Genomic DNA, 26,201 nt, shown 5'->3' on the forward strand with positions numbered 1-26,201 from the left:
TATGGCTTTGAAACGGTTTATTTTATTGTCCGCCCTTGTTTTTGCGGCTTGCTCGGACAATGTTGCAAGTGGTGCCAGCGAAGATGTGGGTATTACGCCTCTTGGTAAATGGCAGGTGGCAGGCCTTTCTCAGAAGGGACCTTTTGTTACTGGATCTACAGTGAATGTTTTCGAGCTTGAAGGTTCGACATTGAACCAGACTGGAAAAATATTCAAGTCTACGATCAGAAGCGATAAGGGCGATTTCGTGGTCTCGGGGCCGGGACTTGCTTCGCAATATGCGATAATTGAAGTAGAAGGTTATTACCGTAACGAAATGACTGGGCAAAAGTCTTCGGGCTCTCTTGTCTTGAATGCGATTACGGACCTCAGCCATCGAGAAAATGTCATCGTGAATTTGCTGACTCATTTGGAATATGAACGAGTCAAGTATCTTGTCGTCAACGGCAAGTCGGTAAAGGACGCCAAGGCGCAAGCCGAAAAAGAAATCCTTACCACGATGGCGATGGATGAATCTGGAACGAGTTTCGAAGATTTGAACATCTTTAAAGAAGGCGAAGAAAATGCCAAACTCCTTGCGATTAGCGTCTTGATGCACAGTGATGTCGATGTCGCTGGTCTTACAGAGCGCATCGGCAAATTTAGTTTAGCCTTAGAAAATAATGGCGTATGGAATGATTCTCTAACGAGAACATCTATTGCTGACTGGGCTTCAGATGCTTCGGAAGAAGGAACGCTTAAAAATATCAGGGATAGCATTCTTGCCTGGGATGTTTCAAAAACATTGCCGAACTTTGAAAAGTACATCGATATGTTCTGGGCCGATAATTACGGCTTGGGAAAATGTTCTAAGTCAAATGAAGGCGATACGTCTGTAAACGTAAATATTTTGAGCTCTCGATATGGAGACAAGTTTATTTGCATGAATGAACGTTGGGAATATGCTCATACAAGGATAAGCAAGTATAAAGGTGAATTTGGAATATTGAATGACGAAAGAGACGGACGTTCTTATAAAACTGTTCAAGTGGGGGACCAGACTTGGATGGCCGAAAATTTGAGATACAATTACTCGGCAAAAGAACTTGTTACTGGGTGTCCTGGAAATATTCCTGATAATTGTGAAAAAATGGGGCGCTTGTATTCTTATGCCGCTGCTATGGATTCTGCTGGACTTTTTAGCAAAGATGGATTGGAGTGCGTCTTGAATGAATCCCAAGAGATGGACTGCGATTATAAGGAATCGTTGCGGGGTGTTTGTCCAGAAGGTTGGCATTTGCCATCGCAAAAAGAATGGGATTCTTTGATATCCGTAGCTGGAGGATATATCATGGCAAAAAAGACTTTGAGAACGGCTGATGATTTTGGTACAGATGAGTTGGGCTTCAATATCACTGATGAAACATCAAAGTTTTGGACATCTTCCAAATTTGAATATTCGGGTTCGTTAACCAGATTTCCGGCTTGCCTTGATTATGTCGACGCCAGCTGGATCTCGTTTGCACCCAGCAATGAAAATGAATATGTTCGTTGCGTGAAGGATCGCGTTTAACAGTTTTTAATTAAAAAAGGAGCTTTTATATGAAATCATATTCAAGTATAATTTTGATGGCCCTCTTGTTTGTTGCCTGTTCTGATAATATTTCGGGCAGCGATATCACAAGGGATGATGCCACAAAGGGCGAAGCCACACCTCTTGAAAATCCTTCTGTTGACGGTTGGAAAATTTCTGGGTTCTCACAAAAAGGACCTTTTGTTACCGGTTCTAACGTGAGTATTTTGGAACTGGATAGCTTGACGTTTGATCAGACCGGTAAAATATTCAAGTCGACAATCCGAAGTGACGAAGGTGACTTTTCTGTCTCGGGAAAAGGATTCCCTTCGCCGTATGCGATGGTTCAAGTTAAAGGCTATTACCGTAACGAAATTACGGGAAAGAGGTCTTCGGGCCCCTTGACTTTGAACGCTTTTACAGATCTTCGTAATCGTGAAAAGGTTAATGTGAACCTGTTGACTCATTTGGAATTTGAACGAGTCAAGGCGCTTGTTTATAACGGAAAATCTTTTGAAGAAGCCAAGGCTCAGGCCGAAAGAGAAGTCCTTGCAGCGATGGCTATGAATGAAGCTGGTGAGTCTTTTGAAGATTTGGATATTTTTAAATCGGGTGACGGAAACGCCAAACTCCTTGCGATAAGTGTTTTGATGCAAAGCAATGTCAACGTCGCTGGCCTTACGGAACGTGTTGGAAAGTTCAGTATGGAACTTGCTGAAAATGGCTCTTGGAAGGATTCTGCGACGAGGACGGAAATCGCAGACTGGGCTTGCGAAGTTTCACAACGAGGCTTACTCGTCGATGTCAGAAATAATGTCCTTGCGTGGAAAATTTCGGATACTCTTCCGGACTTTGAAAAGTTTGTCGATGTGTTCTGGGCCGATAACTATGGTCTTGGAATATGTTCCGATGCGAATGCGGGTGATACGGCTGTAAACGTAAATCCTTTGAGCAAACAAAACGGAGAAAAATTTATTTGCAAAAACGAACGTTGGGAATCTGCGGATAAGAAAAGCAACTATAAGAGTGTGTTTGGAACGATGACCGATGCAAGAGATGGTCAGATGTATAGAACCGTCGAAATCGGTGACCAAGTTTGGATGGCTGAAAATCTGAATTATGATTACCAGACTCTTCAAACTCATTCTGTATGCTATAAAAGCGAATCTGGCGAATGTGATGAATTTGGATTGCTGTATCCTCTTGCGGCGGTAATTGATTCGGCGGGCTTGTTTGGTAATGAAGGTGTTGGTTGTGGCAATGGTAGTTGGAGTATGTGTAACTACAGTGAATCGTTGCGGGGTGTTTGCCCGGAAGGTTGGCATTTGCCTTCGGAAAGCGAATGGTTCCAATTACTTGTGTATACTGGTGGAACTGTTGTAGTGCCTGATGTCGAGGTCGTTATTTATAAAAATGTTCAGGGTATTAACGTTGATGAGTATGGATTTAATAGTTTAGGAGGAGACGCTTTTTATGCTACGGGTGGTTTTGCAAGTAGAGAAAGTGCTGTTTACTGGGCTTCTTCTCGATATGAAAATCTTCCATCGACAATGGAAATTGGTACAGAAAATGCTGGAATAAACTATACAGGCTGGGGTTTCACCTCATTGCACTATGTTCGTTGTGTGAAAGATTGATTGTTATCTAGAGGATTATTCGCACATACCGATCCATCGAGTTAAATTTTTACCTATATTTCAAACGTATAACTAACGCTAGGAGTCCTTCGGCTTTTGCCGCAGGTCTTTCTAGTTTTAAACGTATTAACTAGTAACTAGCAACTAGGAACTAAAAGATGTCTGAATATTCTGAAAAGATGGACAAGGCCATCGAGGCCACCGAACGTGAATTTTCCAAGATCCGCGCTGGCCAGGCAAGCCCGGCTATCCTCAACGGCGTGCGCATCGACTACTACGGCACTCCGACCCCGATTTCTCAGGTCGCAAAGATTTCTGTGCCCGAACCGCGTATGTTGCTCGTGACTCCGTGGGAAAAGCAGCTCGTCGATACAATCGACAAGGCTATCCTCGCTGCTAACATCGGCCTTACCCCGATGAAGGACGGCAACTGCATCCGCGTGACGCTCCCGATCCTCACGACCGAACGCCGCAAGGAACTTGCCAAGATCGCCCGCAAGCATGCCGAAGACGGCCGCGTGGCTATCCGCAACATCCGCCGTGATGCTAACGACGCCCTCAAGAAGAACAAGGAAATTTCTGAAGACGAAGTCAAGAAGCAGCAGGACGAAATCCAGAAGGCTACCGACAAGGCTATCGCCGAAATCGACCGTTTGCTCGCCGAAAAGGAAGCAGACATCCTCAAGGTGTAGTCCGGGGTTTGCGTGGCAAATCAGCTTAGACATGTCGCTATCATCATGGACGGCAACGGGCGTTGGGCTCGTAGCCGTGGCCTTGAACGTTTCTTAGGTCACCGCAAGGGCACGGAATCGACGATTGACGCTGTGGAAATGGGCGTGAACCTCAAGCTCGAGCACATGACATTGTATGTGTTCAGCTCGGAAAACTGGGGCCGCCCGTCCAAGGAAGTGGATTACCTGATGAACCTCCTCATCGAGATGGTGGTCAAAGAAATCCCCGACCTTATGGCCAAGAACGTGAAGCTTACGGTTATCGGTAACATGAACCGCATTCCCGAAAAGCCTCGTGCAAGCCTCCAGTCCGCTATTGATATTACAGCAAACAATACGGGCATGCAGTTGAACCTCGCCATTTCTTACGGTGGCAGGCAAGAAATTGTAGAAGCTACGAAGTCTATCGCTTCGCAGGTGGCTGCTGGCACGCTCAAGGTTGATGAAATCGACGAAACTTTATTTGCAAAGAATCTCTATTTGAAGGGCGCTCCCGATCCGGACTTGGTTATCCGTACCGGTGGAGAATTCAGACTTTCGAACTACCTGCTTTGGCAGGCGGCTTACAGCGAGTTCTATGTGACGGACACGCTTTGGCCGGACTTCACTAAGGAAGAGTTCATGAAGGCCGTTGAATTTTTCAATACTCGCGAACGTCGTTTTGGAAAGGTATTGCATGAGTAACTTGACACAGCGCTTGATTACCGCATTCATCGCTATTCCGATTGTTTTTGGATGCTTGTGGTATAACGATTTTAGCCGCATTGGACTGATGTGCTTTTTGAGCGCTGTGGGCGCCTGGGAATGGGCCCGCATGGCATCGAAGATGTACAAGGGTCCGGACATGCGTTACCTCTCGTTTGCATCGTCTTTGGCTTTGACGCTTGCGTGGGCGCTTTCGAAGGGTGGCTATTTTGGACTCCCGGCTGTGCCTTACGTTGTCGGCATGACGTTCCTCGCCATTTTTGCGATTTACATTGGCGTTGCTTACGCAAAGGTTGAAATCGACCACTTGTTCCCGTGGCTCGTGATGCAGCTCGGCGCTCCGCTGTATGTGGGGCTCTGGGGTGGCATGAATGTGCTCATGATGGGCAACGGCCAGGGCTTTGAACATTGCTACCCGTTCATTCTCGTGATGACTGCAGTGTGGCTCTGTGATACGGTCGCGTATTTCTTTGGCAAGTTTGCTGCGGGCAAGGGACCGTTTGGCCGTCATTTGTTTGCGCCGAGCATTAGCCCCAAGAAAACTTGGGAAGGCTCGATTGCTGGCTCCATCGCAACGATTGCATGGGTTGCGTACTGGGTTAAGTGCAGCGCTTCGCTCAGCTCTTTCGAAATGAATTTCACTTGGACATCGGCAATCGTCATTGGCCTCCTCATTACAGTAGCTGGTCAGGTGGGCGACCTCTTGATGTCTGCTCTCAAGCGCTGGAGCGGCACGAAGGATTCCGGGAACTTGTTTGTCGGGCACGGTGGCGTGCTTGACCGTTGCGACTCGTTCCTTCTCGCAGCACCTGCTCTATACATCTTCATGGATTTCTTGAAGAGCGTTGTGTAAAAACAAAAGCGCTACGCAAAAGCATTGAAAAGACCGTAACTGATTCTCTCAGTTACGGTCTTGTTTTTTTTTGCAAGGTTTAAGTTCTTGATTATCTTTTGGGGGTTGACGGCTTCTTGCCTCCCATGCCGTGCTCCTCCATGTAAATGGCGAGGTAGTCAATAACGCCGGAATCTGCGCCTTTGACCGGAACATAGCGCAAGCTGTAGTCTGCCCCGATGATGATGGCAAGCCCGGCGATGTAATTAATCCAGTGGTAATCTTCATGGTACTTCAAGGCGACTTTGCCTTTGGAGCCGAACACGGCGAGCGGCATGACGAAAATGTCGTGCGAGACCATGATGCTTACGCGTTTCCACTTGGGTAAATTCTTGAGGATGACTTTCTGTATGAATTCTTCGGCGCGTGGGGTGAGTTCGTAAAGCGCGTCTGTGTAGCCGCCTTCGTAAGCCCAGTGGGCCATGAGTTCGACAGAACCGCCTTGCATGCCAAGCTTTGTCCCGTATGCGGAAAGTTCGTCGGCGGAGATTTTCAGAAACCAGTTCCCGGTAATATCGTAGTTCGTGATGAGCTTTGGAAGGCTTGCTTCTCCACGGCCTTTTGAAATGTTGTTTGCTGTCTCGTTGGTGCGCACGAATCCCGAAGTGATGTAACTAAATTCTTCGTCGCTCTTGAGCGTGGTACCTAAATTTTGGGCCATTTTTACGCCGTTAGCGGTGAGTTCCGTTTCTATGGCGACATTGTCTTCGCGCTCGGAATGTCGAATGATGAAGACTGCTTTTTCGTTTGCGGTAAGACTCTTGTAGACGTCGGCGACAGTTGCAAAACCGTTCTCGTCAAGCGAAATCTCTTTTGCTGGTAGCGATGTTTGCGAGGAACTGGAAGATTTTGCTACATCTGAAGACGAAGAAACTGGCGTCTCTTGCGATGATGAAATTGCGGATGAACTTGTTTGAACTGCAGAAGACGAAGACCGCCGATGACTGCTTCGTGATGAACTGGAAAATTGTTTTTGCCCGCTTGACAATGAACTTTGTTGAATGGCTGAACTTGATGGCTCGACGGTTGCAGTCTCCGATGACGATTGCTCCTCAATTGTTGTAGTTGTGGAAGAGGATGAAGCGGTGCTTTCAGGAGCTGTTGTGGATGTGGCATTGTCACAGGCTGAAAGCATCGCCGTGTATGCGATTGCGGCGAACAAGGGATAAGCCGCAATCGCGCAGAGCACGCTTTGTGTAGGTTTATTCATTTACGAACCCCACTGGTAATCGCCGGCTTCATAGACTGGATTTTCTCCGTTGAAGCCGCGTGGGCGCTTGATTTTATCATCGAATAAAGTCTTATTGAAAATGCGGAAGTCGCCACGTTCATAGCTCTGGAATGAAATGTGACAGAAAATGGGGCCCGCCGGCATGTATTCGCTGAAGCTCATGGTGCGTTCGCCCGCCGTGTAAAGGTAGTTGAAATACTTGCCGTTTAAAACGATGTGAAGACCGATATTTCCGACGGTGAACCAGCGCCCTTTGGCGAGAATGTTTTCGTGGTGGGTGTCGTCGTAGTCCATGACGACAAATTCTGCATCGCCGCTCTTGTCTAAGTGGAAGCGGTACTTATGGTTTCCGCCACAGCAACGCCCGTCGAAAAACCACGTGTATCCGCTTGCGGCTGCAATGCGCGGGTCGCGAACGCTTGTGTCGGGGTGGGCGAGTTGCTCGTCTGTGACGATGCGTTCGGGTTCTACAGCGGCGATAAGCTGTGCTAAAGTCTTGGGATTGCTTACGGTCGGGAGACTTACTTTATTCTTGGCTTCGTTTGCGGCTCGCCTGTACAGACGGTATGGAATGCCGTCATCGCTAATCATTGTGAGTTCATCTTCGCTGAACACGTAGTAAGCGTAAGTCTTTGTGCCGCTCTTGGTGACAACGTTAAAACTGCGGTTGTTGAGCGTGTACCATTGTCCTGAAACATTCGGGAATCCGGACACGGCCGCTATCCCGTCTTCGTTGATGATTACGGTGTAGTCGTCGCTGATCCAGGCTTCTTCTGCGGCGGTAATTAAGCGGCAGTCGCGATTCTTGTCGCCTTGGCAGGTGGCTGCAGACGGATTTGCCGCTTCGCAGGGGCTTACCATTCCCGGCGGGAGTTCCGTAGACATGCCTAGTCTAAAGCCCATGTCTGCGGCGCCATCGCGGCTGCGGATGGCGCGACGGCTCACTCGCGCGAACTCTGCGGGTTCCCCGTAACTTCCGCCTCTTCGCGTCTTGTTGCCACTTCCTGTGAGCTGTACCGGATTTACCTTGTCTGCGTCCGTGTAGGCTACGAGCCAGTCGTAGACCCATTCCCATGAGTTGCCACTCATGTCGTAAAGTCCAAGCTTGTTTGGTTTCTTAGTGGCAACATCGTGTGATTTTCCGCCGCTGTTTTCGGAATACCATGCCACATCATCGACGTTGTTACTACCTGAAAATTTAAACTTGTCTGCAATTCCGTCTTTGCCGCCGCGGGCCGCAAATTCCCATTCGGCATCGGTCAACAGTCGGTACTGTCTCCCTGTTTTTTGCCCAAGCTTGCAGGCGTAATTGTTGGCGTCAAACCAGCTTACGCCGATTTTGGGAGCTTTGTCCGATTCCCATGCATTCTTTTTTCCGCCCATGACGGCGTTCCATTGGGCTATTGTTACTTCGGTCGGTGCGATATGGTATTCGTCAACTGTTACTTTATGCGAAGGTGCTTCGTAAATTTTATCAGGCTCGGCACAGTTGTCGCAGCCGCGCGTGTAAGTGCCGCCAGCCACATAGACCATGTTGAAGACGACTCCGTTTACCGTGTCTGCAAAATTTGCGGGTGAAGTATAAACAAAGGAACTCTCGCTAGAACTGGAATTTGCATGTGCACTAGAGGAGTTCCCTTGCTCGATTCCCGAAGAAGAACTTCTGTGCGGATGCCCGCTTGAAGAGCTTTTGACTGAGCCCGAGGAACTCCCTTGCATTCTGGAAGACGTTGCCGAATTCCCCGCTGAAGACTCCGCTCCTGAAGAAATCAAATCCCCGGATGGCGAAGAACCGCCTGCGTTCCCTGTAAAACTGGAACTGGACGAAATTCCAAAATCATCTGTAACGGAAGAAAGATTACTGTTTTCTCCGGAGACTCCGTTGTCCGAAGAATCCGAGCACCCTATGAACATCCCCACTGCGCAACAACACGCAGCATATACACCCGAGGAAAGTATGCGCATATGCACCTCCTTCGAGCAAACCTAACCCAATTTCAAAATAACCTAAAAAAGATGGTTTCGTTTGTAAATTTTCGCAAACGTGTGGACAAAATGCCAGTTTGAGTCGAATGCCTATTTTTTAAGTGTTAAAATTAATCGAAACAAATAAGGATGAACACCGCCTGCACGGGAATGACCACATCGGGTACATCCGTCTCTTTTTTTATCTTTTAACTGAATAAAAAAAAGAGGTTTTTAAATGAAAAACGTTGTTCTTTTGGGTGCCACCGGTTCTATCGGTACCTCTAGCGTTGATGTCATTCACCAGCATTCGGATATCTTCAACCTTTACGCTGTGGCTGCAAATAGCAGTGTCGAGAAGGTTGCTGAAATTGTGCGCAAGTACAATGTTGAACGCGTTTGCATGTTCAACGAGACGGCCGCCAAGGAACTCGAAGGCGTGCTCGGCAAGAAGGTGCTTGCTGGCATGGACGGCCTTTGCGAACTTGCAGCAGACCCCAAGGCCGACATTATCATTAACGCCTTGATGGGTGCAGTGGGCTGCCTCCCGACGATTACCGCTATTGAACATGGCAAGCATGTCGCCCTCGCAAATAAGGAAACGATGGTGATGGCAGGCCCGGTCATTTGGGACAAGCTTGCTGAAAATCCGAAGTCCTTCATCACGCCGATTGACTCTGAACACAGTGCTATTTTCCAGTGCCTCGAAGGCGGCAAGCGCGAACACGAAGTTGAATTCCTCGAAATCACGGCTTCGGGCGGTCCGTTCCGCGAATGGCCTATCGAAAAGTTTGAAAAAATCACTGTCGCCGACGCCTTGAATCATCCGGTGTGGAGCATGGGCAAGAAAATTACGATTGACTCTGCTTCCATGATGAACAAGGGCCTTGAAGTGCTCGAAGCTCACTTCTTGTTCCACATTCCGTATGACCAGATCAAAGTTGTGGTTCACCCGCAGTCCATGGTGCACTCTCTCGTGCAGTTCCGCGATGGTTCCTTGATGGCTCAGCTCGGCGCTCCCGACATGCGCATCCCGATTCAGGTGGCTCTCACGTGGCCTGACCGTCTCAAGCTCGAAACTAAGCGTCTCGACTTGCCGACGCTTGCAAAGCTCACGTTCTTCGAACCGGACTTCAACAAGTTCCGTTGCCTCGCTCTTGCCTTTGAAGCTGGCCGTCGTGGCGGTATCGTGCCTTCGATGATGAACGCTGCAAACGAAGTACTCGTGGACCGTTTCCTCAAGGGTAACCTCAAGTTCACCGACATCCCAAAGTACGTGGAAATGGTGATGGAAAAGGCCCCGAATGTCACCGGTCACCTTTCCTTGGAACAAGTGCTCGAAGCCGACAAGGAAGCTCGCCTCATGACGGAAGGATTCTTGAAGTAGTTGTAAAATACAACAATAGAAATGAAGCTCCGCTTTATTGCGGGGCTTTTGTTGTATATAAATTTATAATAGCCGATTCTAGTGTTAGGGGCGGTGTTGATTGGAGTGTGCATGAAAAAGATGACAATGGCGGTATGCTTTGCCGCTGTTTTTGCGTTCGCCCAGTGGGGCGGCGGTATGGGCGGGGGCTTTGGCGGCCCGCAAGGTGGTGGCAGTGTTCCTGATGCCGAAAAAACAGCCGATGTCAATTATGTAGGCGATGGAAAGACCTATCATACATTGGATATTTACATCCCTAAGGAAGTAAAGGAATCGTATCCTGTGGTCATCCATACTTACGGCAGCGCCTGGAGTATGAACAACATGAAGGGCTCTGCGGACTTGAGCACCATTTGCGCTGCTTATGTCAAGGCGGGCTATGCAGTTGTGACTCCGAACCACCGTTCGGCAAGCGATGCCATATATCCGGCTCAGCTGCACGATATCAAGGCCGTGGTGCGTTTTGTCCGCGGCAATGCGGCTAAGTACAAGTTCGATACGAATTTTGTGGCCGTTTCCGGGTTCTCTTCGGGTGGTCACCTTTCGAGCCTCGTGGCGACGACTTGCGGTTTGAAAGAGGGCAAGTCCGGCTCGGTGACGGTCGATTTGGTCGGTAATCTCGGTGAATTTACATCGTTCAGCAGCTGTGCTGATGCTGCCGTGCTTTGGTCTCCTCCGACCGACATCTACACGATGAACCCCATTAGCATGGGTGGCTCCGGAACAATGGAAGGGAAATTCATTGGCGTGGAACGCGAAGGCAACAAGGACAAATGGATGGTCGCCAGTTCTCCCTATTATGCGGGCGATGACGATCCGCCGGTAATCATGTTTCATGGCACGTCCGATAATATTGTGAACATTGAACAGAGTGAGGAACTTTACGATTCCCTAAAAAATCACAATGTGGTAACGGAATTTGTCAAAGTATCGGGCGGTTCTCATGGCGGTGACAAGATGAACTCGACCGAGAATTTGAACAAGGCTGTTGCCTTCCTGGACAAGGCGCGCGAAGCTAAAACCACTGTTAAAAAAGATTCGACGGTAGGTTTTGTGCCTAGACTTGCAAAGTCCTTCGGTATGGAAATTCGTGGAAACCGGCTGTCTATTCTCGGAGGCGATGGCGCTTTCCGTTACACGGTGGTTTCTGTAAACGGGGAACGCAAAGCTGGCGGATTTTTCCGTAAGGAACTCGATTTATCTCAATTGCCAGTTGGCGTTTATGGGATTATGGTAGAGGCGCCTTCGGGAGCATCAAACTTCATAAAATTTGCGAAGAAATAATACATTGGGTACAGTTGTAACCAGATTGTCCAACAAAAGTTGGGCAATCTGTTTTTTTTAGGGTAGATTATAGATTGTGAAAAAAGGAAAGGAGTGTCTTATGAAAGTCTCGTTCGGCTTGAAACAGTATATTTCTGCTGCGGCTGTCGCATTGACGTTTGCGTCTACAGCGTTTGCAGCAACGGCTTACATCAACCAGGTCGGTTATCGTACCACGGATCCGAAGGAATTTACGCTTTTTGAAGGTTCTGGTGATATTGAAATTGTGGATGCCGCCGGTCAGACAGTCCTTACGACAACGCCGAAGGCCGCTACGAAGTGGAATCCGAGTGGCCAGAATGTGCAACTTGTCGATTTCTCCGAACTGAAGACTCCTGGAACTTACAGCATTACGCAGGGCGGTCAAGTGCTCCGTTCCGATTTGGTGATTGCGGAAAAGCCGTTTGAAAGTATTGCCAAGGCTGCGCTCAAGTGGTACTACTACCAGCGTGCTTCTATGGCGTTGGAAGAAACTTATGCAGGTCAGTGGAAACGCGATGCGGGCCACACCAATCCGACTGCTAAAATGCATAGCTCTACAGGTGCTTCGGGTACGCTTGAAACGAGTAAGGGCTGGTATGATGCTGGTGACTATGGTCGCTATATCGTGAACTCGGGCATTACGACTTATACGCTCCTTTCGCTTTATGAACACTTCCCGGATTACTTCAAAACGCTCAAGTGGAATATTCCGGCTGAAGGCACTTTGCCAGACTTGCTTGCCGAAATCAAGTATAATCTTGACTGGATGCTCACCATGCAGGCCGAAGATGGCGGTGTTTACCACAAGCTTTCGACGCTCCAGTTCCCAGGCGACGTGATGCCAGCGAAGGATACGGACCCGCTCTATGTGATTGGCAAGGGTACGGGGGCTACGTTTAATTTTGCTGCTGTGATGGCGACGGCCTATCGAGTGTTTAAGCCGTTTGATGCCACCTATGCAGCAACGTGTCTCGAAGCGGCCAAGAAGGCCTATGCCTGGGGTGCCCAGCATCCTGATGTGGCTTTCAACAATCCGATGGATGTCGCAACAGGTTCGTACAGCGACGGCAAATTGGATGATGAAAAGGTCTTTGCCGGTATGGAATTGTTTATTTCTACGGGTGAAGTCTCTTATAAGCCGACTTTAAATGCAAATGAAGCAAGCATTGTTCCTGCTTGGCCTGAAGTCTATGGCCTTGCGGTTTTTGGTGCTGCAAGTCATCCGACTGAAACTGGTGACGAAGCTGCAACGGCTAAAAAGATGCTCACGGAATATGCCAATGAGTTTGCCTATGTCTCCACGACGGGTTTTGGCGTTGTGATGTCCCAGGAAGACTTCGTTTGGGGCTCGAATGCAGTTGCCGGCAATCAGGGCGTGTTCCTCCTCCATGCTTATTACGTGACTGGCGAGCAGAAGTATTACGAAGCCGCAAAAAAAGTGGTGGACTATTTGCTTGGCAAGAACCCGCTTGATATGTCCTTTGTGACTGGTTTCGGAACAAAGTCTCCGAAACTGCCGCACCATCGTCCGAGTACAGCCGATAAGGTGACGGATCCTGTTCCGGGCATGGTTGTGGGTGGCCCGCAGCCGGGTGGTGAAGATATTGGAACGAAGTCTTGGGAATGCAAGGACTATAGAACTGGACAGGCTGCCACTTCTTACATTGACAATCGCTGCAGCTATGCAACCAACGAAGTCGCTATTAACTGGAACGCTCCGTTTGCATACCTCGTGGGTGCCATGGAAGCTTTGAACGCTGGCTATGCCCCGTCCTTCGCTGTTGAAGGTGTTGCAAAGGGTGGAACTTCTGCTCTCAAGCCTTCGATTTTGAGAAACCGCGGAAAGGTTGAAACTGCACCGCGCCTTCGTATTGCTGATCAGAAGGTGTACATCGAAAAGAATGGCAAGCGCTTTGACCTCAAGGGCCATCTTCTCAAGTAAGAACTCCTAACGAACCTCAAAAATCCATATTCATAGAATGCAGAAACGGCGCCCCTCCCGGGACGCCGTTTTTCACGTTTTTTTTACGAAACACTTGCAACACTTTTCTTTAAAATGATGTTCGGACGGGTAGAAAATATGCTTGAATGGCTCTATATTATATGGGCTAAAACTTGCACTTTTTTACGAGGATGTTTGTGAATAATCATGCGTTAAAGTCCGTAGCGCTTGCCGCGCTCGTCGCAGCCCCAGCTTTCGCAGCGACTGCATTCATCAACCAGATTGGCTACCGTCCGGGCGACTTCAAGGAACTCGCTCTCGTCGATGCTAACGGCAGCGTGGATTTCGTGAATGCAGCCGGTGAGGTCGTTCTCTCCGTGACGCCTAAGGCCGCATCTTACTGGGATGCGAGCGGTCAGAATGTCCAGCTCGTCGATTTCTCCAAGCTTGCCGAAGCGGGCAAGTACAGCATCAAGGTAAACGGCAATGTGCTCCGTTCCGACCTCGTCGTGAAATCCCAGACGTACGAAGATATCGTCAAGGCTTCCATCAAGTGGTTCTACTACCAGCGCGCCTCCATGGCTCTCGAAAGCCAGTACGCAGGCAAGTGGGCCCGCGCAGCCGGCCACACGAATCCGACTGCCGAACTTCACAATTCTACGGGTGCTTCGGGTACGATCAATTCCAGCAAGGGCTGGTACGATGCTGGCGACTACGGCCGTTACATTGTGAACTCGGGTATTACGACCTACACGCTCCTCTCTCTTTACGAACACTTCCCGCAGTATTTCAAGACGCTCAAGTGGAACATCCCGGCCGAAGGCTCCCTCCCAGATTTGCTTGCCGAAATCAAGTACAATCTCGACTGGATGCTCACCATGCAGGCTTCTGACGGTGGTGTCTACCACAAGCTTACCTCTCTCGGTTTCCCGGGCGACGTGATGCCTGCTGCGGACAATTCCAAGCTTTATGCTATCGGCAAGAGCACGGCGGGTACGTTTGACTTTGCAGCCGTGATGGCGATGGCTTCCCGCATTTACAAGCCGTTTGATGCCACTTACGCTTCCAAGTGCCTTGAAGCCGCTAAAAAAGCTTACGCTTGGGGCCAGCAGAACCCGAGCCGCAACTATCTCGCTAATCCGTCGGATGTTTCGACGGGCGCCTATGAAAACGACAATCCGAACGACGAAAAGGTTCTTGCCGGGACAGAACTCTTCATCACGACGGGTGATGCTTCTTACAAGCAGTCCGGCTCATCGGAATACGTCTCTTACTGGGGCGATGTCATGGGCCTTGCCACGTACGAAAAGGCTACGCATCAGGCGCAATTTGGTGGCGATGCAAACGAAGCCAAGCAAAAGATTTTGGGCACTGCAGACAACTTTGCTAACCGCGCCGAAAAAGGCTTTGGCGTCGTGATGGCAAAGGATGACTTTGTATGGGGTTCCAATGCGGTTGCCTCCAATCAGGGCGTTTGGCTGTTGCATGCCTACTACCTCACGGGCGAACAGAAGTATTACAAGGCTGCCGTCAAGGTTCTTGATTACTTGCTCGGCAAGAACCCGCTTGACATGTCTTTCGTAACTGGTTATGGCACCAAGTCTCCGAAAATGCCGCACCACCGCCCGAGTACTTCGGATAACGTAGAAGAACCAATCCCAGGTATGCTTGTGGGTGGCCCGCAGCCTGGCGGCGAAGACGTTGGTTCTGCCGCCGAATGGAAGTGCGCTGATTATCGCAAGGGCCAGGCGGCAACCGCTTACACCGATCAGCGTTGCAGCTACGCCACGAACGAAGTCGCTATCAACTGGAACGCTCCTCTTGCATACCTCGCTGGCGCTATCGAAGCCATCAACGCGGGCTATGCACCAGAATTTGCTGCCGCTGGCGTTGCAAAACAGGATGTACCTGCATCGAGCTCTTCTGAAGCTCCCGCAAGCTCTTCTTCGAGTGTTCCGCAGAGTTCCTCCTCTGAAGTTGCAAGTAGTTCTTCCGCGATTTCTGGCAATTCCTCCTCTTCCGAGATGCCCGCAAGCTCATCTTCTATTCCGGGCGTTTCCTCTAGCTCTTCTGCAAACGTAGAATCTTCAAGTTCGCAGGGCACGATTGCAATTCACGCTACGGTGGATTACAAGGCCGTTCGCTCGACGCAGCCGCGCCTCCGTTTCGACGACCAGAAACTCTTCATCGAAAAGAACGGCAAGCGCTTTGACCTCAAGGGCCATCGCATTAAGTAAATTCTCTCATATTCATAGAATGCAAAACGGTGCTCCATTCGGGGCGCCGTTTTTTGTGTCATGCCCGCCGGAGCCTGTGCTGAGCGCAGTCGAAGTAAGCAGGCATCTGCTTATATACTTGTAATTGCGTTACATCGCGCTTGATTATAATTACTAAATTGTCCGTATGATGTCGAGTATTTTTAATAATTTGTTGATGTTCGTTTTGGGGCTTTTGGCATTGAGCTTCCTCGTGACCATTCACGAATTGGGTCATTTTATTGTCGCCAAGTGGAATAAAGTCCGAGTGAACACGTTCTCGGTAGGCTTTGGCAAAAAGCTTTTCCGCTTCAAGAAGGGCGAGACGGAATACTGCATTTCGGCAATTCCCTTTGGCGGCTACGTCGCCATGGCTGGCGAAAATCCAGATAGCATTGAAGATGGTAAGCTTCCATCGCAAGATGATTTTTTGGGGAAATCGGTTGGCGCTCGGGCTGCGATTGCCTTTGCGGGCCCGTTTGTGAATATCGCCTTTGCGTTTATCCTCCTTATATTCCTTTACATGGTCGGCGTCCAGGAACCGGACAACAAGAGCCTCATTGTCGGTTTTGTGGCGAAAAATTCCTCTGCCGAAATTGCGGGCATCCAGCCGGGCGATACGATTACGTCTATCAACGGAAAAGAAACGCAAGGTTGGGATGACTTCCGTGAACAGATTGGCGTGAGTCTCGGTGCCGATGTGATGCTTGAAGTGCATCGTGGGGGCGAACCGCTTGCCATTAAGGTCGTTCCGCAAGAACTCGTGATTCCGGCTGCAGATTCGACTTCTGAACCCATTAAAATGGGCATCGGCGATATCGGCATTTACCCGCGCAACCGCGTGATTGTCCGCCTGCCGCCCAAAGAAGGTACCGCTGCTCAAAAAGCAGGGATTGCGCAGGGCGATACAATTTTTGAAATCAACGGCGAGCACATTTCTCGCTATGAAGATGTTGTCCGCCTGATTGACGGTTCCAAAGGTGCCGAAGTCAACGTGACGCTTTTGCGTAATGGCGAAAAGGTCAATGTGAAGATGACTCCCGCTTACGATGAAGAATTCAAACGCTACATCGTAGGAATCCAGATGGGCTACGTGATGTTCAGCGAAACGCATCTTGTGCGTCGCGGCCCGATCGAAGCGTTCGAAAAGACTTGCGCTACGAGCTGGAAAATGACCACGAGCATCTTCCGCTATTTCAAGCGCTTGTTCCAAGGACAGGTCAAGGTTGATGCATTCTCCGGCCCGGTTTCGATTGTCGCTGTGATGGGCAATGTGTGGATGAGCGGATTCCAGGATTTCCTCATGCTCCTTGCGCTTATCAGCATTAACCTCGGCGTGATGAACTTGCTCCCGCTTGCGATTACCGATGGCGGTCTCCTGATGTTCCTCGGTATCGAAAAGTTACGTGGCAAGCCACTGAGCCTCAAGACGCAATCCGTAATCCAGAACGTCGCTGCGGCATTCTTCATCAGTTTCTTCGTGTTCATCACGATTCTTGATTTCGGGAAAATTTCGCTTTTCTTGAAATAAAAAATGGCGGCTTCGGCCGCCTTTCTTTTATCTTGCTTGCATGTACGCGTACGCGAAATTCATCGGTGGTGTGCTGATGCAAATGTATTCGAAAATCTCGGGTCCCATATTTCTGAGTCCGTGAATTTCCTTCTCTGCAAAACGCACGACATCGCCTGCTTCAAACGGAACTTCCTTATCGTCAGCAAGCAAGAGAACGCCACGGCCTTGGACTGCGACCCACACCTGTTCCGACGTGTAATGCTTATGACGCGGCTGTTCTGCACCCGGCATGACCGAAACCTTCGTGACCGAAACCTTTTCTGACCTGCTGTTCTCGGGCGTGAGCAACTGTGCAGACTCCACTCCAGGATTGCACAAAACCGTTATGTCGTACTTTTTAATCAGTTCCATTTCGTGTACAAAGATAGCTCTTTATTGTGCACTCATGGCTCAATGATGTGCTATTCTTGTGTATTTTGCAGGTTTTAGGCTTCCATCCCGAGAACGGCACGGGCGAGCTGGTCTGCGCAAGAGGTTGGCTTTCCGCCGCAGGTGTTGCCGAGCAACTTGGCTGCAATGTCTTCGGCCTTCATACCTTCACAAAGTTTTGCAATCGCCTTGAGGTTTCCGTTGCATCCACCCGTAAAGCGAATGTTGCGGATTGTTTCTCCGTCACGCGTGAACTGAATTGTCGTTGCGCATGTACCTTTTGTCTTAAATGTTTCTTCCATAGAAAACTCGTTGTTGTAATTGTCTGTCATACCCGTCGCTAAGCGGGGGCATCTCCTTTACATTGTCATTCCGGCCTCCGAGCCGGAATCTCCTTGAAAGGATTTGTTTTTACACTAAATATAGAATGTCTTGTCAATGAGTGTGGCACCGTAGCGATCGCTAGTTATTTTTTATAGATTATAGCAACAAACTATATGGCAATGGTTTAGGTATGAATATTCTTGTTCTTTCTGGGAGCCCGCGCAAGGGCGGCAATACAGATTTGCTGGTGGAATCGTTTGTGAAGGGTGCTTCGCAAAAGCATCAAGTTGAAGTTGTTTCCGTTCACGATTACAAAGTCAAACCTTGCATTGGTTGCAATTCGTGCTTTGCCCGCGAAGACCTCAAGTGCTGCCAGAAAGATGATATGCAAATTGTCTATGACAAAATGGCCAAGGCCGAAATGCTCGTGATTGCATCGCCGGTTTATTTCTACGGCTTGAGCGCACAGCTGAAAGCGGTCATCGACCGTTTCCACAATCCAATTCGCGATACTTTTCACATCCACAAGATGGCCTTGCTCTTGGTCGGCGCGGCATCGCTCCCGGAACTGTTCGACGGCATTCTTGTACAGTACAAACTTTGCCTCAACTTCTTCAAGCTGCAGGATATGGGCCAGGTGCTTGTGCGCGGTGCAAAGGACAAGGGCGATGTCAAGAACGGCGATTCGCTTCAAAAAGCTTTTGAGTTAGGACAAAGTCTTTAAATGTCACCCCGGATTTATTCCGGGGTCGCCTTATGCGTTATATTTACTATAAGGAGGGAAAAATGAAACGCTTTCGTGATTTTATCGGTTACTTGTTGGGTGGGTTTCTCTTTGTGATGCTCATCCCGACAATCATGTGGCTTGCGTCTGAAATGCCCGCGCTTTGGCCCGTTGATACTTGGCGCTGCATTGTGGCGCCTATCGTGATGCTTGTGGGCCTTGTGCTGAGTATTTGGACTATCGTCTACATGCGCAGTCGTGGTAAAGGAAATCCGATGGATGCTTTCGGCCACGAAGTGGCCCCGCGTACGCAGCATCTGATGATTGAAGGTCCGTACAAGATTAACCGCAATCCGATGCTGACAGGAACTCTCGTTTATCTCGTGGGTGCAGCTGTGTGGCTGTGGACTTGGCAATCTTGCGTCGTGTTCGTCGTCTTCTTTGCGATTATGATGGTGCAGGTGCTAAGCGAAGAAAAACGCCTGCGTCGTGACTTCGGCGAAGAATACGAAGAGTATTGCAAACACTCGAGAAGATTTTAGAGATTACGTCCACAAGCTTGTGATGAACATTGGGCTTGCGTCAGTTGCCTTCTTGAATCCGCAGTATTCGTAAAAGTCTATTTCCTTGTCGTATGCCACGACGACAATACGCAAGTAATCCTTGTACACGTCTTTGACCTTTTCGACAAGAGCCTTGCCGATGCCTTTTCCTTGGTATTCCGGGCGTACAAGCAAATAATGAACATACGCATTCATGATGCCGTCGTCCATTGCGCAAATCATACCGACAAGCTTGTCGCCGTCCCATGCTGAAATGACTGTCTTGAAATTCTTCATGGCGATAACAAGTTTGTCAGGGAAATGCCCCGAAGACCATTCCACCGAAAGAAACAAATCTTTTAAATCTTGCTCCGAAAAATCATGAATTGTTTTATATGAGATAGCCATAATTGCATTTAAATATAACATGTTGACAGTGCTGTCACGAAATTTTATCTTGAAAACTAAATGAAAATTGAAATCGCGACAACCAATGATATTCCCGAACTCATGGAACTGCATGATAGGGCGTTCTTTGCTATTGCTGCAGAAGTAGATTGGCTCGATGCTCCCGGTTTGAAGGAATCTCTGGAGCAAGCCTGCGAAGACTTTCCGAAATACATGACGCTAAAGATGCTCTCTGACGATGGTAAAATTGTTGGCTCGGTTCGCGGTCGCGTCGAGGATGGTTCGCTTTACATTGGCCGCCTGATGGTGCTGCCGGAATGCCAGGGCAGGGGATACGGAAAAATCCTGTTCCGCGAAATCCAAAAACGGCTGCCTCACAATCGCGTGTGGCTGTTCACCTGTGGCGAGGTCCAGCGCACGGTTTCGTTCTACGAGCGTGAAGGTTTTCGCACATTCAACACTGAACGTTTCGAAAATGGTCACACGTGGATTTCGATGGAAAAATTGTAGGGCCATAGAATGAAACGACTGCTATTTTTGATTGCTTTGTTTGCTAGCGTGGCGATGGCTACCGTGGAGCCTGAGCGAGCCCATTTTGAAGGCGGAACGGATCATATTATTCATGAAAATGGTCTTTGCCGTATAAACTCTTTTCCGCTCAATGATTACATTAAAAGCAATTATGAGGCATGGCCGTTTCGCCCAATAGATGAATACCCTGCATGCTCAATCCGACCGATGTACAGTTATCTTGCGCCTAAAGAAGGCGGCGGATATCAGGCTTTTTGGAGTATTCGTGATTCGATGTTCTATTTGGATAGCGTGACTATCAGTGCGTGGACGCGTTCATTTGATTATGAATCGTCTGGGTCACCCAAAATAGTTTCTGTTCGCGTTCCTCTGCAAGAAATTATCTTGAATAAAACTGCTGAAAAAAGGAATGAGCCTTTGGTTGCCGATTTTGTAAATGGATTTCTTAATTTTTCATGCATTCAGGGATATTATGGAATTCAAGTAGAAAAAGGTAAAGTTTTGTCTTTGCAAAAGAAGGAATATGAACGGGAATTGGACGAAGCGCAGTTTCCTTTACCTAGAGGGATGATTTCTAAACATGTGAAGTCTCTGAAAACTATGCCCGAGAAAATTAAGGAGACAAAGTCGCTGAAACTTTATCAGAAAAACCAGACTCCGTTTGCATCGTATTATCATGTGTTAGATAGTCTTCAGCAGGCTTTAGATGACAATGGAAAAATGCAGTATATTCAAGAAGCCCGTCTTGATTCACGTTTTAAACGATTTGAAGATTTTTTCACAATCAATGCGGTGAACACTTATTATTATGGATTGAATCAATGTTATAGTTTTTATGTAGCCTTGAAAGGAAAAACTCCGTTTAGGGAATTGATTCTCCGCCTGTATAAGAGTGATATGGCGGAATCGTTTGATGCTGATCCTGTTGAAAATGTTAAGCTGTTTCTGAAAACGCTTATAGCGGTCCGTAAAAATCCGTCATTTGAAAAATGGCTTGAGTATAAGAAACTTTTGAGAAATGATGGAGGGATGAGCCTTTTTTATGAACAAGATTTTATTGTTGTGAACGAAAAAATTTCCAAAGATAGTGCTTGGAAAAAACTTAATATGTCGGGAAATTATGTGGCGACACTGCAATTTGGCGAAGGAATCGTGCCGTTGTATGTATTTATGTTGAGTGATAATGGCGATGTTCTTGTATCGGTTGCGGATGTTCAGAAAGGGGAAGATTTTTTCAATATTGCTATTGATCGTTTTTCTCCTTGGAATCACCGAGGATTTGCATCTCATATGAAACGATGTGAAGAAAATTTTTCGGAATCAGATCCACTTAATCTTTGCGATTACGTAATCATCCGCCATGACGGTAAAATAGAATACGGTCCCAAGAGCGTTCCGTTAAATTATTGGCCGCCTTCTTTGCTACCACGAAAGACAAGTCCATTACGGCCTAAAAAACAGTAATCCGTAAGGTGGGTTGTGATGAGCAAATCTGTATGAGTCTAGAATGATGAACAATATCTATTTCTATTCGCTATATGTTTTTGGCTTGGTTCTGTTTGTCGTCGGCTTGTTTCTGCCACCGACACCATCCGCTTGTTTTGTTGTTCCCGCCATTTGTATCGTCTCGATTTTGACGTATGTTCTTTTTTTAGTGAAAGTTGCATCAAAACTGCAAAAGTTTAAATTTACCTTGTCTGTGTTTGGGCTTGTTGCCTTTTATCATTTGGCGTGGCTGCTTGTTGGTTTATTGGAAACGCAACTTCATTGGTCAAACGGCCCGGAGAGCATTTTGTTCTTTTACTACATGTCGATTAGCCCTTTTAGAATCCTTCCGCAAATTTCCACGCACGAAGGCGTGAACATGATTCTTTATTCAATTGCGATTCCTGTGTCTATTGCTCTTTGTGTAGATGGGGTTGTTTTGCTGTTCAAAAAACTCAACTCAAAAAAGGCTGACTAGTTATTTTTTTTCTACATTTTCCCCCGTACAAAGATAAGGACTCGCTTATGAATATTCTCGTCGTTGGTAGCGGTGGTCGCGAACATGCCATCGCTCTTGCAGTCAAGAAGTCGCCGCTGTGCGACACTCTCGTGTGCGCTCCGGGCAACCCGGGCATGGCTAACCTCGGCAAGTGCGTGCCGGTCGATGTGGCCGACCCGAAGGCAATCGCTGACCTCGCGGTTGCCGAAAAGATTGACCTCGCGGTCATCGGCCCCGAAATTCCGCTGGTCGCTGGCGTGGTGGATGAATTCCGCCGTCGCGGGCTGCGCGCTTTCGGCCCGACTGCGGCTGCTGCCGCGCTCGAAGGCTCCAAGGCCTTTAGTAAGGATATCATGAAGAAGTACGGCGTGCCGACGGCAGCCTTCGAGACCTTCACCGATCTCGCCTCCGCGAAGAAGTTCCTCGCCGAACACCCGGCTCCGATCGTGGTGAAGGCGTCGGGCCTCGCTGCGGGCAAGGGCGCTATCGTCTGCATGACCGACAAGGAAGCGAACGACGCTGTCGAAGAAATGCTCGGCGACAAGGCCGTCTTTGGCGAATCCGGCAAGACGGTCGTGATCGAAGAATTCATGGACGGCGAAGAAGCCTCCATCTTCGTGGTTTGCGACGGCAAGGACTACGTGATCCTCTCCTCTGCCCAGGACCACAAGCGCGTCTTTGACGACGACAAGGGCCCGAACACGGGTGGCATGGGCGCCTACAGCCCGGCTCCGGTTGTGACGGACGCTCTCCTCGACGAAGTCAAGAAGACAATTATCGAACCGACCCTCAAGGGCATGGCCGCCGAAGGCAAGCCTTACACGGGCGTGCTCTACGTGGGCATCATGGTCACGAGCAAGGGCCCGAAGGTCGTGGAATACAACTGCCGCCTCGGTGACCCCGAATGCCAGATTGTGCTCCCGCTTTATGACGGCGATGTGCTCGCCTTGTTCGACGCTGCCGAAAAGGGCGAACTCGCCAAACTCGGTGCCCCGAAGGCCCCGAAGGGCAGCTCTGCCATCGTCGTGCTCGCAAGCGCGGGTTATCCGGGCTCCTACGAAAAGGGCAAGGTCGTCACGGGTATCGAAGAAGCCGAAAAGAATGGCGCCCAGGTGCTCCATGCCGGTACCAAGATGGTGGACGGCAAACTGGTGACCAACGGTGGTCGCGTGTTCGGCGTGGTCGGTCACGGTGCAACGCTCCAGGAAGCATTGAACATCGCTTACGCCGCTTGCGAAAAAGTTCAGTTCGAAGGCAAGTTCTACCGCAAGGACATCGGCAAGAAGGGCTTGGCCCGTCTCGCTAAGATGGCGAAATAAGGACTTAATACGTCATTCTGAGGACTGAAAGTCCGAAGAATCCAGTAAAATAAAGTTCTGGATCCTTCGCGTTGCTCAGGATGGCGAAATAAGAGGTAACAAAATGGATTTGAAAGAAAATGCAAAGGTCGGTATCGTTGCGGGTAGCAAGTCCGACCAGGAAACTGTAGACAAGATCACCGCGGTGCTCGACAGCTTCGGCATCGTGTGGGAATTCAACATCCTCTCCGCACACCGCACCCCGAACGCCACTGCGAAGTATGCTCGCGAAGCCGCCGGGCGAGGCCTCCAGGTCCTCATCGGTGTTGCTGGCCTCGCTGCAGCCCTCCCGGGCGTGCTCGCAGGGCACACGATTCTTCCCGTTATCGGCCTGCCCTGCGCCGGCGGCCCGCTCAACGGCGTCGATGCATTGCACTCCATCGTGCAGATGCCCCCGGGAATCCCGGTGGCAACGGTCGGCATCGGCAACGGCAAGAATGCCGGTTACCTCGCCGCCCACATCGTCGCCATCGCAGATCCGGCTGTCCGCGAAAAGCTCATCGCTTACCGCAAGGGCCTCGGGGATATCGAAGGCTAAGCCTTTTATTCCTATCTAGAATAAAAAACAGGGCGCCTGTGCGGTTTCCGCGGGCGTTCTTTTATATATTGTCCTTATCTTGAATTTTATCCTTTAAAAAGAGTATTGGGGTTTATGATTTTTCGTGCTGTGAAAAGAGTTTTGCTGTTGGGACTTGTTTTGTCGTTTTCGTCTATGGCGGCGGAGTCTCTGGTTTCGTCCTCGTCCGCGCTGTCCCAAAGTGCGGCGACTCTCGATAAACAGTCTCTGTCCTCGGCGACTCTCGAAAAGCCGTCTCCAAGCGTTCTGTCGTCCTCAAGTGCTAGTGCGCCTGCAAAGCCGCTTCCCAAGTGGCAGACCCTGCCCGAAATCAGCGCTCCGTGGATGAAGGGGGAACGCCTTGAATATGAGCTCAGCTGGGGCTTTATTACGGCAGGCTATGCGACGATTGAAGTCAAAGCGCGTAATGATGGAAAATCCGAAATTTACACTTATGCGACCGCCAACAAGACCGTCAATAAGTTCTACCCGGTTCATGATACTGTTTTTACACTTGTTCGCAATAAAGGTCTCATGACGGATGTGTTCCGCAAGTCTCTCCATGAGGGAACATTCCATAACAAGTCATTAATTCGTTTTGATCGCAATGCCAAGAGGGCTCTCCTGTCCGATACCGTGTTTAAGGATCCTGTCAAGCATGTGGTTAAGCGCTCTGCGGATACGTCCGTGACTATCGAGGGGCTTGAACATAGCATTATGTCGGCGTTTTATCTTGTGCGTACACTCCCGCTTAAGGAAGGGGCTACGTCCCGTTTTTCGGCTGTGAGCGGCAAAAAACGCTATGAACTCAAGGTGATTGTACACAAACGCGAAACGATTAAAACAGACTTGGGCTCGTTCAAAACAGTTAAAGTAGAACCTGTTTTGGATGGCGATGGCATTTTCAACTCCAGTGGCCGTATTTTCATCTGGTTTACCGATGACGAAAAGCGGATTCCTGTGCTTATGCAGTGCGAAATTGCGCTTGGAAGTATTAAGGCCGAGCTAACAAAAGTAAAATAGCCATACTAGAATCTTACGAAAATGTAAAATCAAACGAAAAAACAAGTTTTACAAGAAGTTTTTGAAAAAAACTTGGATAAAAAGTTATATTCCAAGCGTGGTTATTTATCCGAGGCTTTTTTAATGCTGAAAAAACTGTTGTTGCTGTTGTGTCTGTCCTGTTTGGTTGCTTGGGCTGCCCCATCAAAAGCACGTAAAGCGACTATGAAGTCTAAATCAAAGAAGGCGACAACCGCTGTTGTCGAACAGACGGTTGAAACACCTGCAGCTGCGCCTGCTGAAACAGATGATGGTTTTATGTCTGTTTCTGAAAGTTCTTCTTCTGCTGCTAAGGCTTCTGCTGATGACGATGACGAAGAAGAAAATGTCGAGGCTTCTACGGCTGGCATGACTGCAGCCCAGAGGCAGGATTATTTTACCCGTAAAAAGTTTGAAGAAGAACAGCGCTTGGATGAATATGCAAACTCCGAACGCCGTCGTGACTGGCTGAAAGACCGTCTTATTTTTGAATTGGGCCTCGGTTCCCGTATGCCGTTCATGGGCGAAACGGGCATGGGTATGGGCCTTGGTGCTGGCATCGAATATATTACCCGCTGGCATGTGGGTGCTTTTGCTTCTTTCGGTTTCTTGCCGAAGGTCAAGGATAGCGAATTCGAATACTGGGATCTCGAAGGCGGTACGGGCTATAAGATCGGTATCAATTACTACTTCTTCCCGAAGATTCCTATCCATTTGGGCTTGTCCGCTTCTTATGGTACGGTTTACTTTGATCATGACATGACTCCGAATTCGGATAATGTCCGTAGCTTGATTTCTGTGAAGGGTTATCAGTTCGATGTGTTGGTATCCTACCTCACTAGCGAATGGTACTACTTGCAGTTCTCCTTCGGTTTCTACTATGCTCCGGATCTTGCTAAGCCTCGCGAAAAGAACCCGAGTTTCACAAAGACTCAGGATTCCAAGACCGAAGCCGTCGATACCTATGTTTCTCGTGTCGTGAACAAGGACGGTATGGATAAGATGGGCATCGTGTTTGGCATTACCATCGGTTATTCCTTCCCGGAATTCTTCCCGGACGATACCGAAAAGCGTCGCCGTCAGCGTGAAAAGGAACGCAAGAACGCCAAGTAATATACGCCTAGCATAAGTGCTAAAAAGCCCGCCAGTT

At 48.9% G+C, this 26,201-nt stretch carries 24 protein-coding genes; 19 read left to right on the forward strand and 5 right to left on the reverse strand.

Translation table 11 applies throughout. The features are described 5' to 3' along the window. The first annotated feature begins 1 nt into the window (after position 1). The 5 genes from CRN95_RS11745 (at position 2) to CRN95_RS11765 (ending at position 5,478) form a co-directional block, all read left to right on the forward strand. Positions 2–1,552 (forward strand): FISUMP domain-containing protein, encoded by a 1,551-nt coding sequence (locus tag CRN95_RS11745; protein ID WP_097021004.1) that lies wholly within the window; start codon positions 2–4, stop codon positions 1,550–1,552. Positions 1,553–1,581: 29 nt separating this feature from the next. Beyond that, positions 1,582–3,189, forward strand: a complete 1,608-nt coding sequence (locus tag CRN95_RS11750) for an FISUMP domain-containing protein (protein WP_097021005.1) — start codon at positions 1,582–1,584, stop codon at positions 3,187–3,189. A gap of 158 nt (positions 3,190–3,347) precedes the next feature. Beyond that, positions 3,348–3,881, forward strand: coding sequence for a ribosome recycling factor (gene frr, locus CRN95_RS11755; RefSeq protein ID WP_014546512.1), 534 nt, complete (start codon positions 3,348–3,350; stop codon positions 3,879–3,881). Between the two features lie 12 nt (positions 3,882–3,893). Then, positions 3,894–4,604: an isoprenyl transferase gene (locus CRN95_RS11760; RefSeq protein ID WP_097021006.1), complete on the forward strand. Its 711-nt coding sequence runs from the start codon at positions 3,894–3,896 to the stop codon at positions 4,602–4,604. Continuing rightward, entirely contained in the window at positions 4,597–5,478 is an 882-nt protein-coding gene (locus tag CRN95_RS11765; RefSeq protein ID WP_097021007.1) for a phosphatidate cytidylyltransferase, read from the forward strand. Before CRN95_RS11760 ends, CRN95_RS11765 begins: the two co-directional genes overlap by 8 nt. A gap of 91 nt (positions 5,479–5,569) precedes the next feature. Here the strand turns inward: CRN95_RS11765 and CRN95_RS11770 are convergent, their stop codons facing one another. Together CRN95_RS11770 and CRN95_RS11775 are read right to left on the reverse strand one after the other, a co-directional pair. Continuing rightward, entirely contained in the window at positions 5,570–6,727 is a 1,158-nt protein-coding gene (locus CRN95_RS11770) for a histidine phosphatase family protein (protein WP_097021008.1), read from the reverse strand. Beyond that, a complete protein-coding gene (locus CRN95_RS11775; protein WP_097021009.1) occupies positions 6,728–8,713 on the reverse strand; it encodes an SUMF1/EgtB/PvdO family nonheme iron enzyme in 1,986 nt (661 codons plus the stop codon). It lies immediately after the preceding gene. A 238-nt stretch (positions 8,714–8,951) separates the two neighbouring features. Here CRN95_RS11775 and dxr point away from each other — a divergent pair, with 238 nt between their 5' ends. The 5 genes from dxr (at position 8,952) to rseP (ending at position 17,172) form a co-directional block, all read left to right on the forward strand. Beyond that, positions 8,952–10,100: a 1-deoxy-D-xylulose-5-phosphate reductoisomerase gene (gene dxr, locus CRN95_RS11780; RefSeq protein ID WP_097021010.1), complete on the forward strand. Its 1,149-nt coding sequence runs from the start codon at positions 8,952–8,954 to the stop codon at positions 10,098–10,100. A 111-nt stretch (positions 10,101–10,211) separates the two neighbouring features. After that, the gene (locus CRN95_RS11785) at positions 10,212–11,423 is read left to right on the forward strand and encodes an alpha/beta hydrolase (protein ID WP_235003016.1); all 1,212 of its coding nucleotides are present in this window, start codon (positions 10,212–10,214) and stop codon (positions 11,421–11,423) included. 100 nt (positions 11,424–11,523) lie between these two features. Continuing rightward, positions 11,524–13,386 (forward strand): glycoside hydrolase family 9 protein, encoded by a 1,863-nt coding sequence (locus CRN95_RS11790; protein WP_097021011.1) that lies wholly within the window; start codon positions 11,524–11,526, stop codon positions 13,384–13,386. Between the two features lie 191 nt (positions 13,387–13,577). Next, a complete protein-coding gene (locus CRN95_RS11795; RefSeq protein WP_097021012.1) occupies positions 13,578–15,623 on the forward strand; it encodes a glycoside hydrolase family 9 protein in 2,046 nt (681 codons plus the stop codon). Between the two features lie 166 nt (positions 15,624–15,789). Continuing rightward, a complete protein-coding gene (gene rseP / locus CRN95_RS11800) occupies positions 15,790–17,172 on the forward strand; it encodes an RIP metalloprotease RseP (RefSeq protein ID WP_097021013.1) in 1,383 nt (460 codons plus the stop codon). 27 nt (positions 17,173–17,199) lie between these two features. Here the strand turns inward: rseP and CRN95_RS11805 are convergent, their stop codons facing one another. Both CRN95_RS11805 and CRN95_RS11810 read right to left on the reverse strand, forming a co-directional pair. Next, positions 17,200–17,565 (reverse strand): cupin domain-containing protein, encoded by a 366-nt coding sequence (locus CRN95_RS11805; RefSeq protein WP_014546523.1) that lies wholly within the window; start codon positions 17,563–17,565, stop codon positions 17,200–17,202. A gap of 74 nt (positions 17,566–17,639) precedes the next feature. Further along, positions 17,640–17,885, reverse strand: coding sequence for a TIGR03905 family TSCPD domain-containing protein (locus CRN95_RS11810; RefSeq protein WP_097021068.1), 246 nt, complete (start codon positions 17,883–17,885; stop codon positions 17,640–17,642). 212 nt (positions 17,886–18,097) lie between these two features. On the opposite strand from CRN95_RS11810, the gene CRN95_RS11815 reads away from it, so the two are divergent. Both CRN95_RS11815 and CRN95_RS11820 read left to right on the forward strand, forming a co-directional pair. Beyond that, positions 18,098–18,631, forward strand: coding sequence for a flavodoxin family protein (locus CRN95_RS11815; protein WP_097021014.1), 534 nt, complete (start codon positions 18,098–18,100; stop codon positions 18,629–18,631). 62 nt (positions 18,632–18,693) lie between these two features. Then, entirely contained in the window at positions 18,694–19,173 is a 480-nt protein-coding gene (locus CRN95_RS11820; protein ID WP_097021015.1) for an isoprenylcysteine carboxylmethyltransferase family protein, read from the forward strand. 3 nt (positions 19,174–19,176) lie between these two features. Here CRN95_RS11820 and CRN95_RS11825 read toward each other — a convergent pair whose 3' ends face one another. Next, positions 19,177–19,581: a GNAT family N-acetyltransferase gene (locus CRN95_RS11825; protein WP_235003017.1), complete on the reverse strand. Its 405-nt coding sequence runs from the start codon at positions 19,579–19,581 to the stop codon at positions 19,177–19,179. Between the two features lie 102 nt (positions 19,582–19,683). Here CRN95_RS11825 and CRN95_RS11830 point away from each other — a divergent pair, with 102 nt between their 5' ends. From CRN95_RS11830 to CRN95_RS11860, 7 genes are all read left to right on the forward strand, one after another. After that, positions 19,684–20,091 carry a GNAT family N-acetyltransferase gene (locus tag CRN95_RS11830; RefSeq protein WP_159462315.1) on the forward strand — a complete coding sequence of 136 codons (408 nt, stop codon included), beginning with the start codon at positions 19,684–19,686 and terminating at the stop codon, positions 20,089–20,091. A gap of 9 nt (positions 20,092–20,100) precedes the next feature. After that, complete coding sequence (locus tag CRN95_RS11835; RefSeq protein WP_097021018.1) at positions 20,101–21,576, forward strand: hypothetical protein; 1,476 nt, start codon at positions 20,101–20,103, stop codon at positions 21,574–21,576. Positions 21,577–21,619: 43 nt separating this feature from the next. After that, positions 21,620–22,075, forward strand: a complete 456-nt coding sequence (locus CRN95_RS11840) for a hypothetical protein (protein WP_097021019.1) — start codon at positions 21,620–21,622, stop codon at positions 22,073–22,075. A gap of 47 nt (positions 22,076–22,122) precedes the next feature. Further along, positions 22,123–23,415 (forward strand): phosphoribosylamine--glycine ligase, encoded by a 1,293-nt coding sequence (gene purD / locus CRN95_RS11845; RefSeq protein ID WP_097021020.1) that lies wholly within the window; start codon positions 22,123–22,125, stop codon positions 23,413–23,415. Between the two features lie 103 nt (positions 23,416–23,518). Continuing rightward, on the forward strand, positions 23,519–23,992 hold the full coding sequence (gene purE, locus CRN95_RS11850) for a 5-(carboxyamino)imidazole ribonucleotide mutase (protein WP_088631335.1): 474 nt from the start codon (positions 23,519–23,521) through the stop codon (positions 23,990–23,992). 129 nt (positions 23,993–24,121) lie between these two features. Beyond that, positions 24,122–25,033, forward strand: coding sequence for a DUF3108 domain-containing protein (locus CRN95_RS11855; protein WP_235003018.1), 912 nt, complete (start codon positions 24,122–24,124; stop codon positions 25,031–25,033). Positions 25,034–25,237: 204 nt separating this feature from the next. Continuing rightward, entirely contained in the window at positions 25,238–26,164 is a 927-nt protein-coding gene (locus tag CRN95_RS11860; protein WP_235003019.1) for an autotransporter outer membrane beta-barrel domain-containing protein, read from the forward strand. Positions 26,165–26,201: the final 37 nt, after the last annotated feature.

Source organism: Fibrobacter sp. UWB16 (genome assembly GCF_900215325.1).
GTDB lineage: Bacteria > Fibrobacterota > Fibrobacteria > Fibrobacterales > Fibrobacteraceae > Fibrobacter.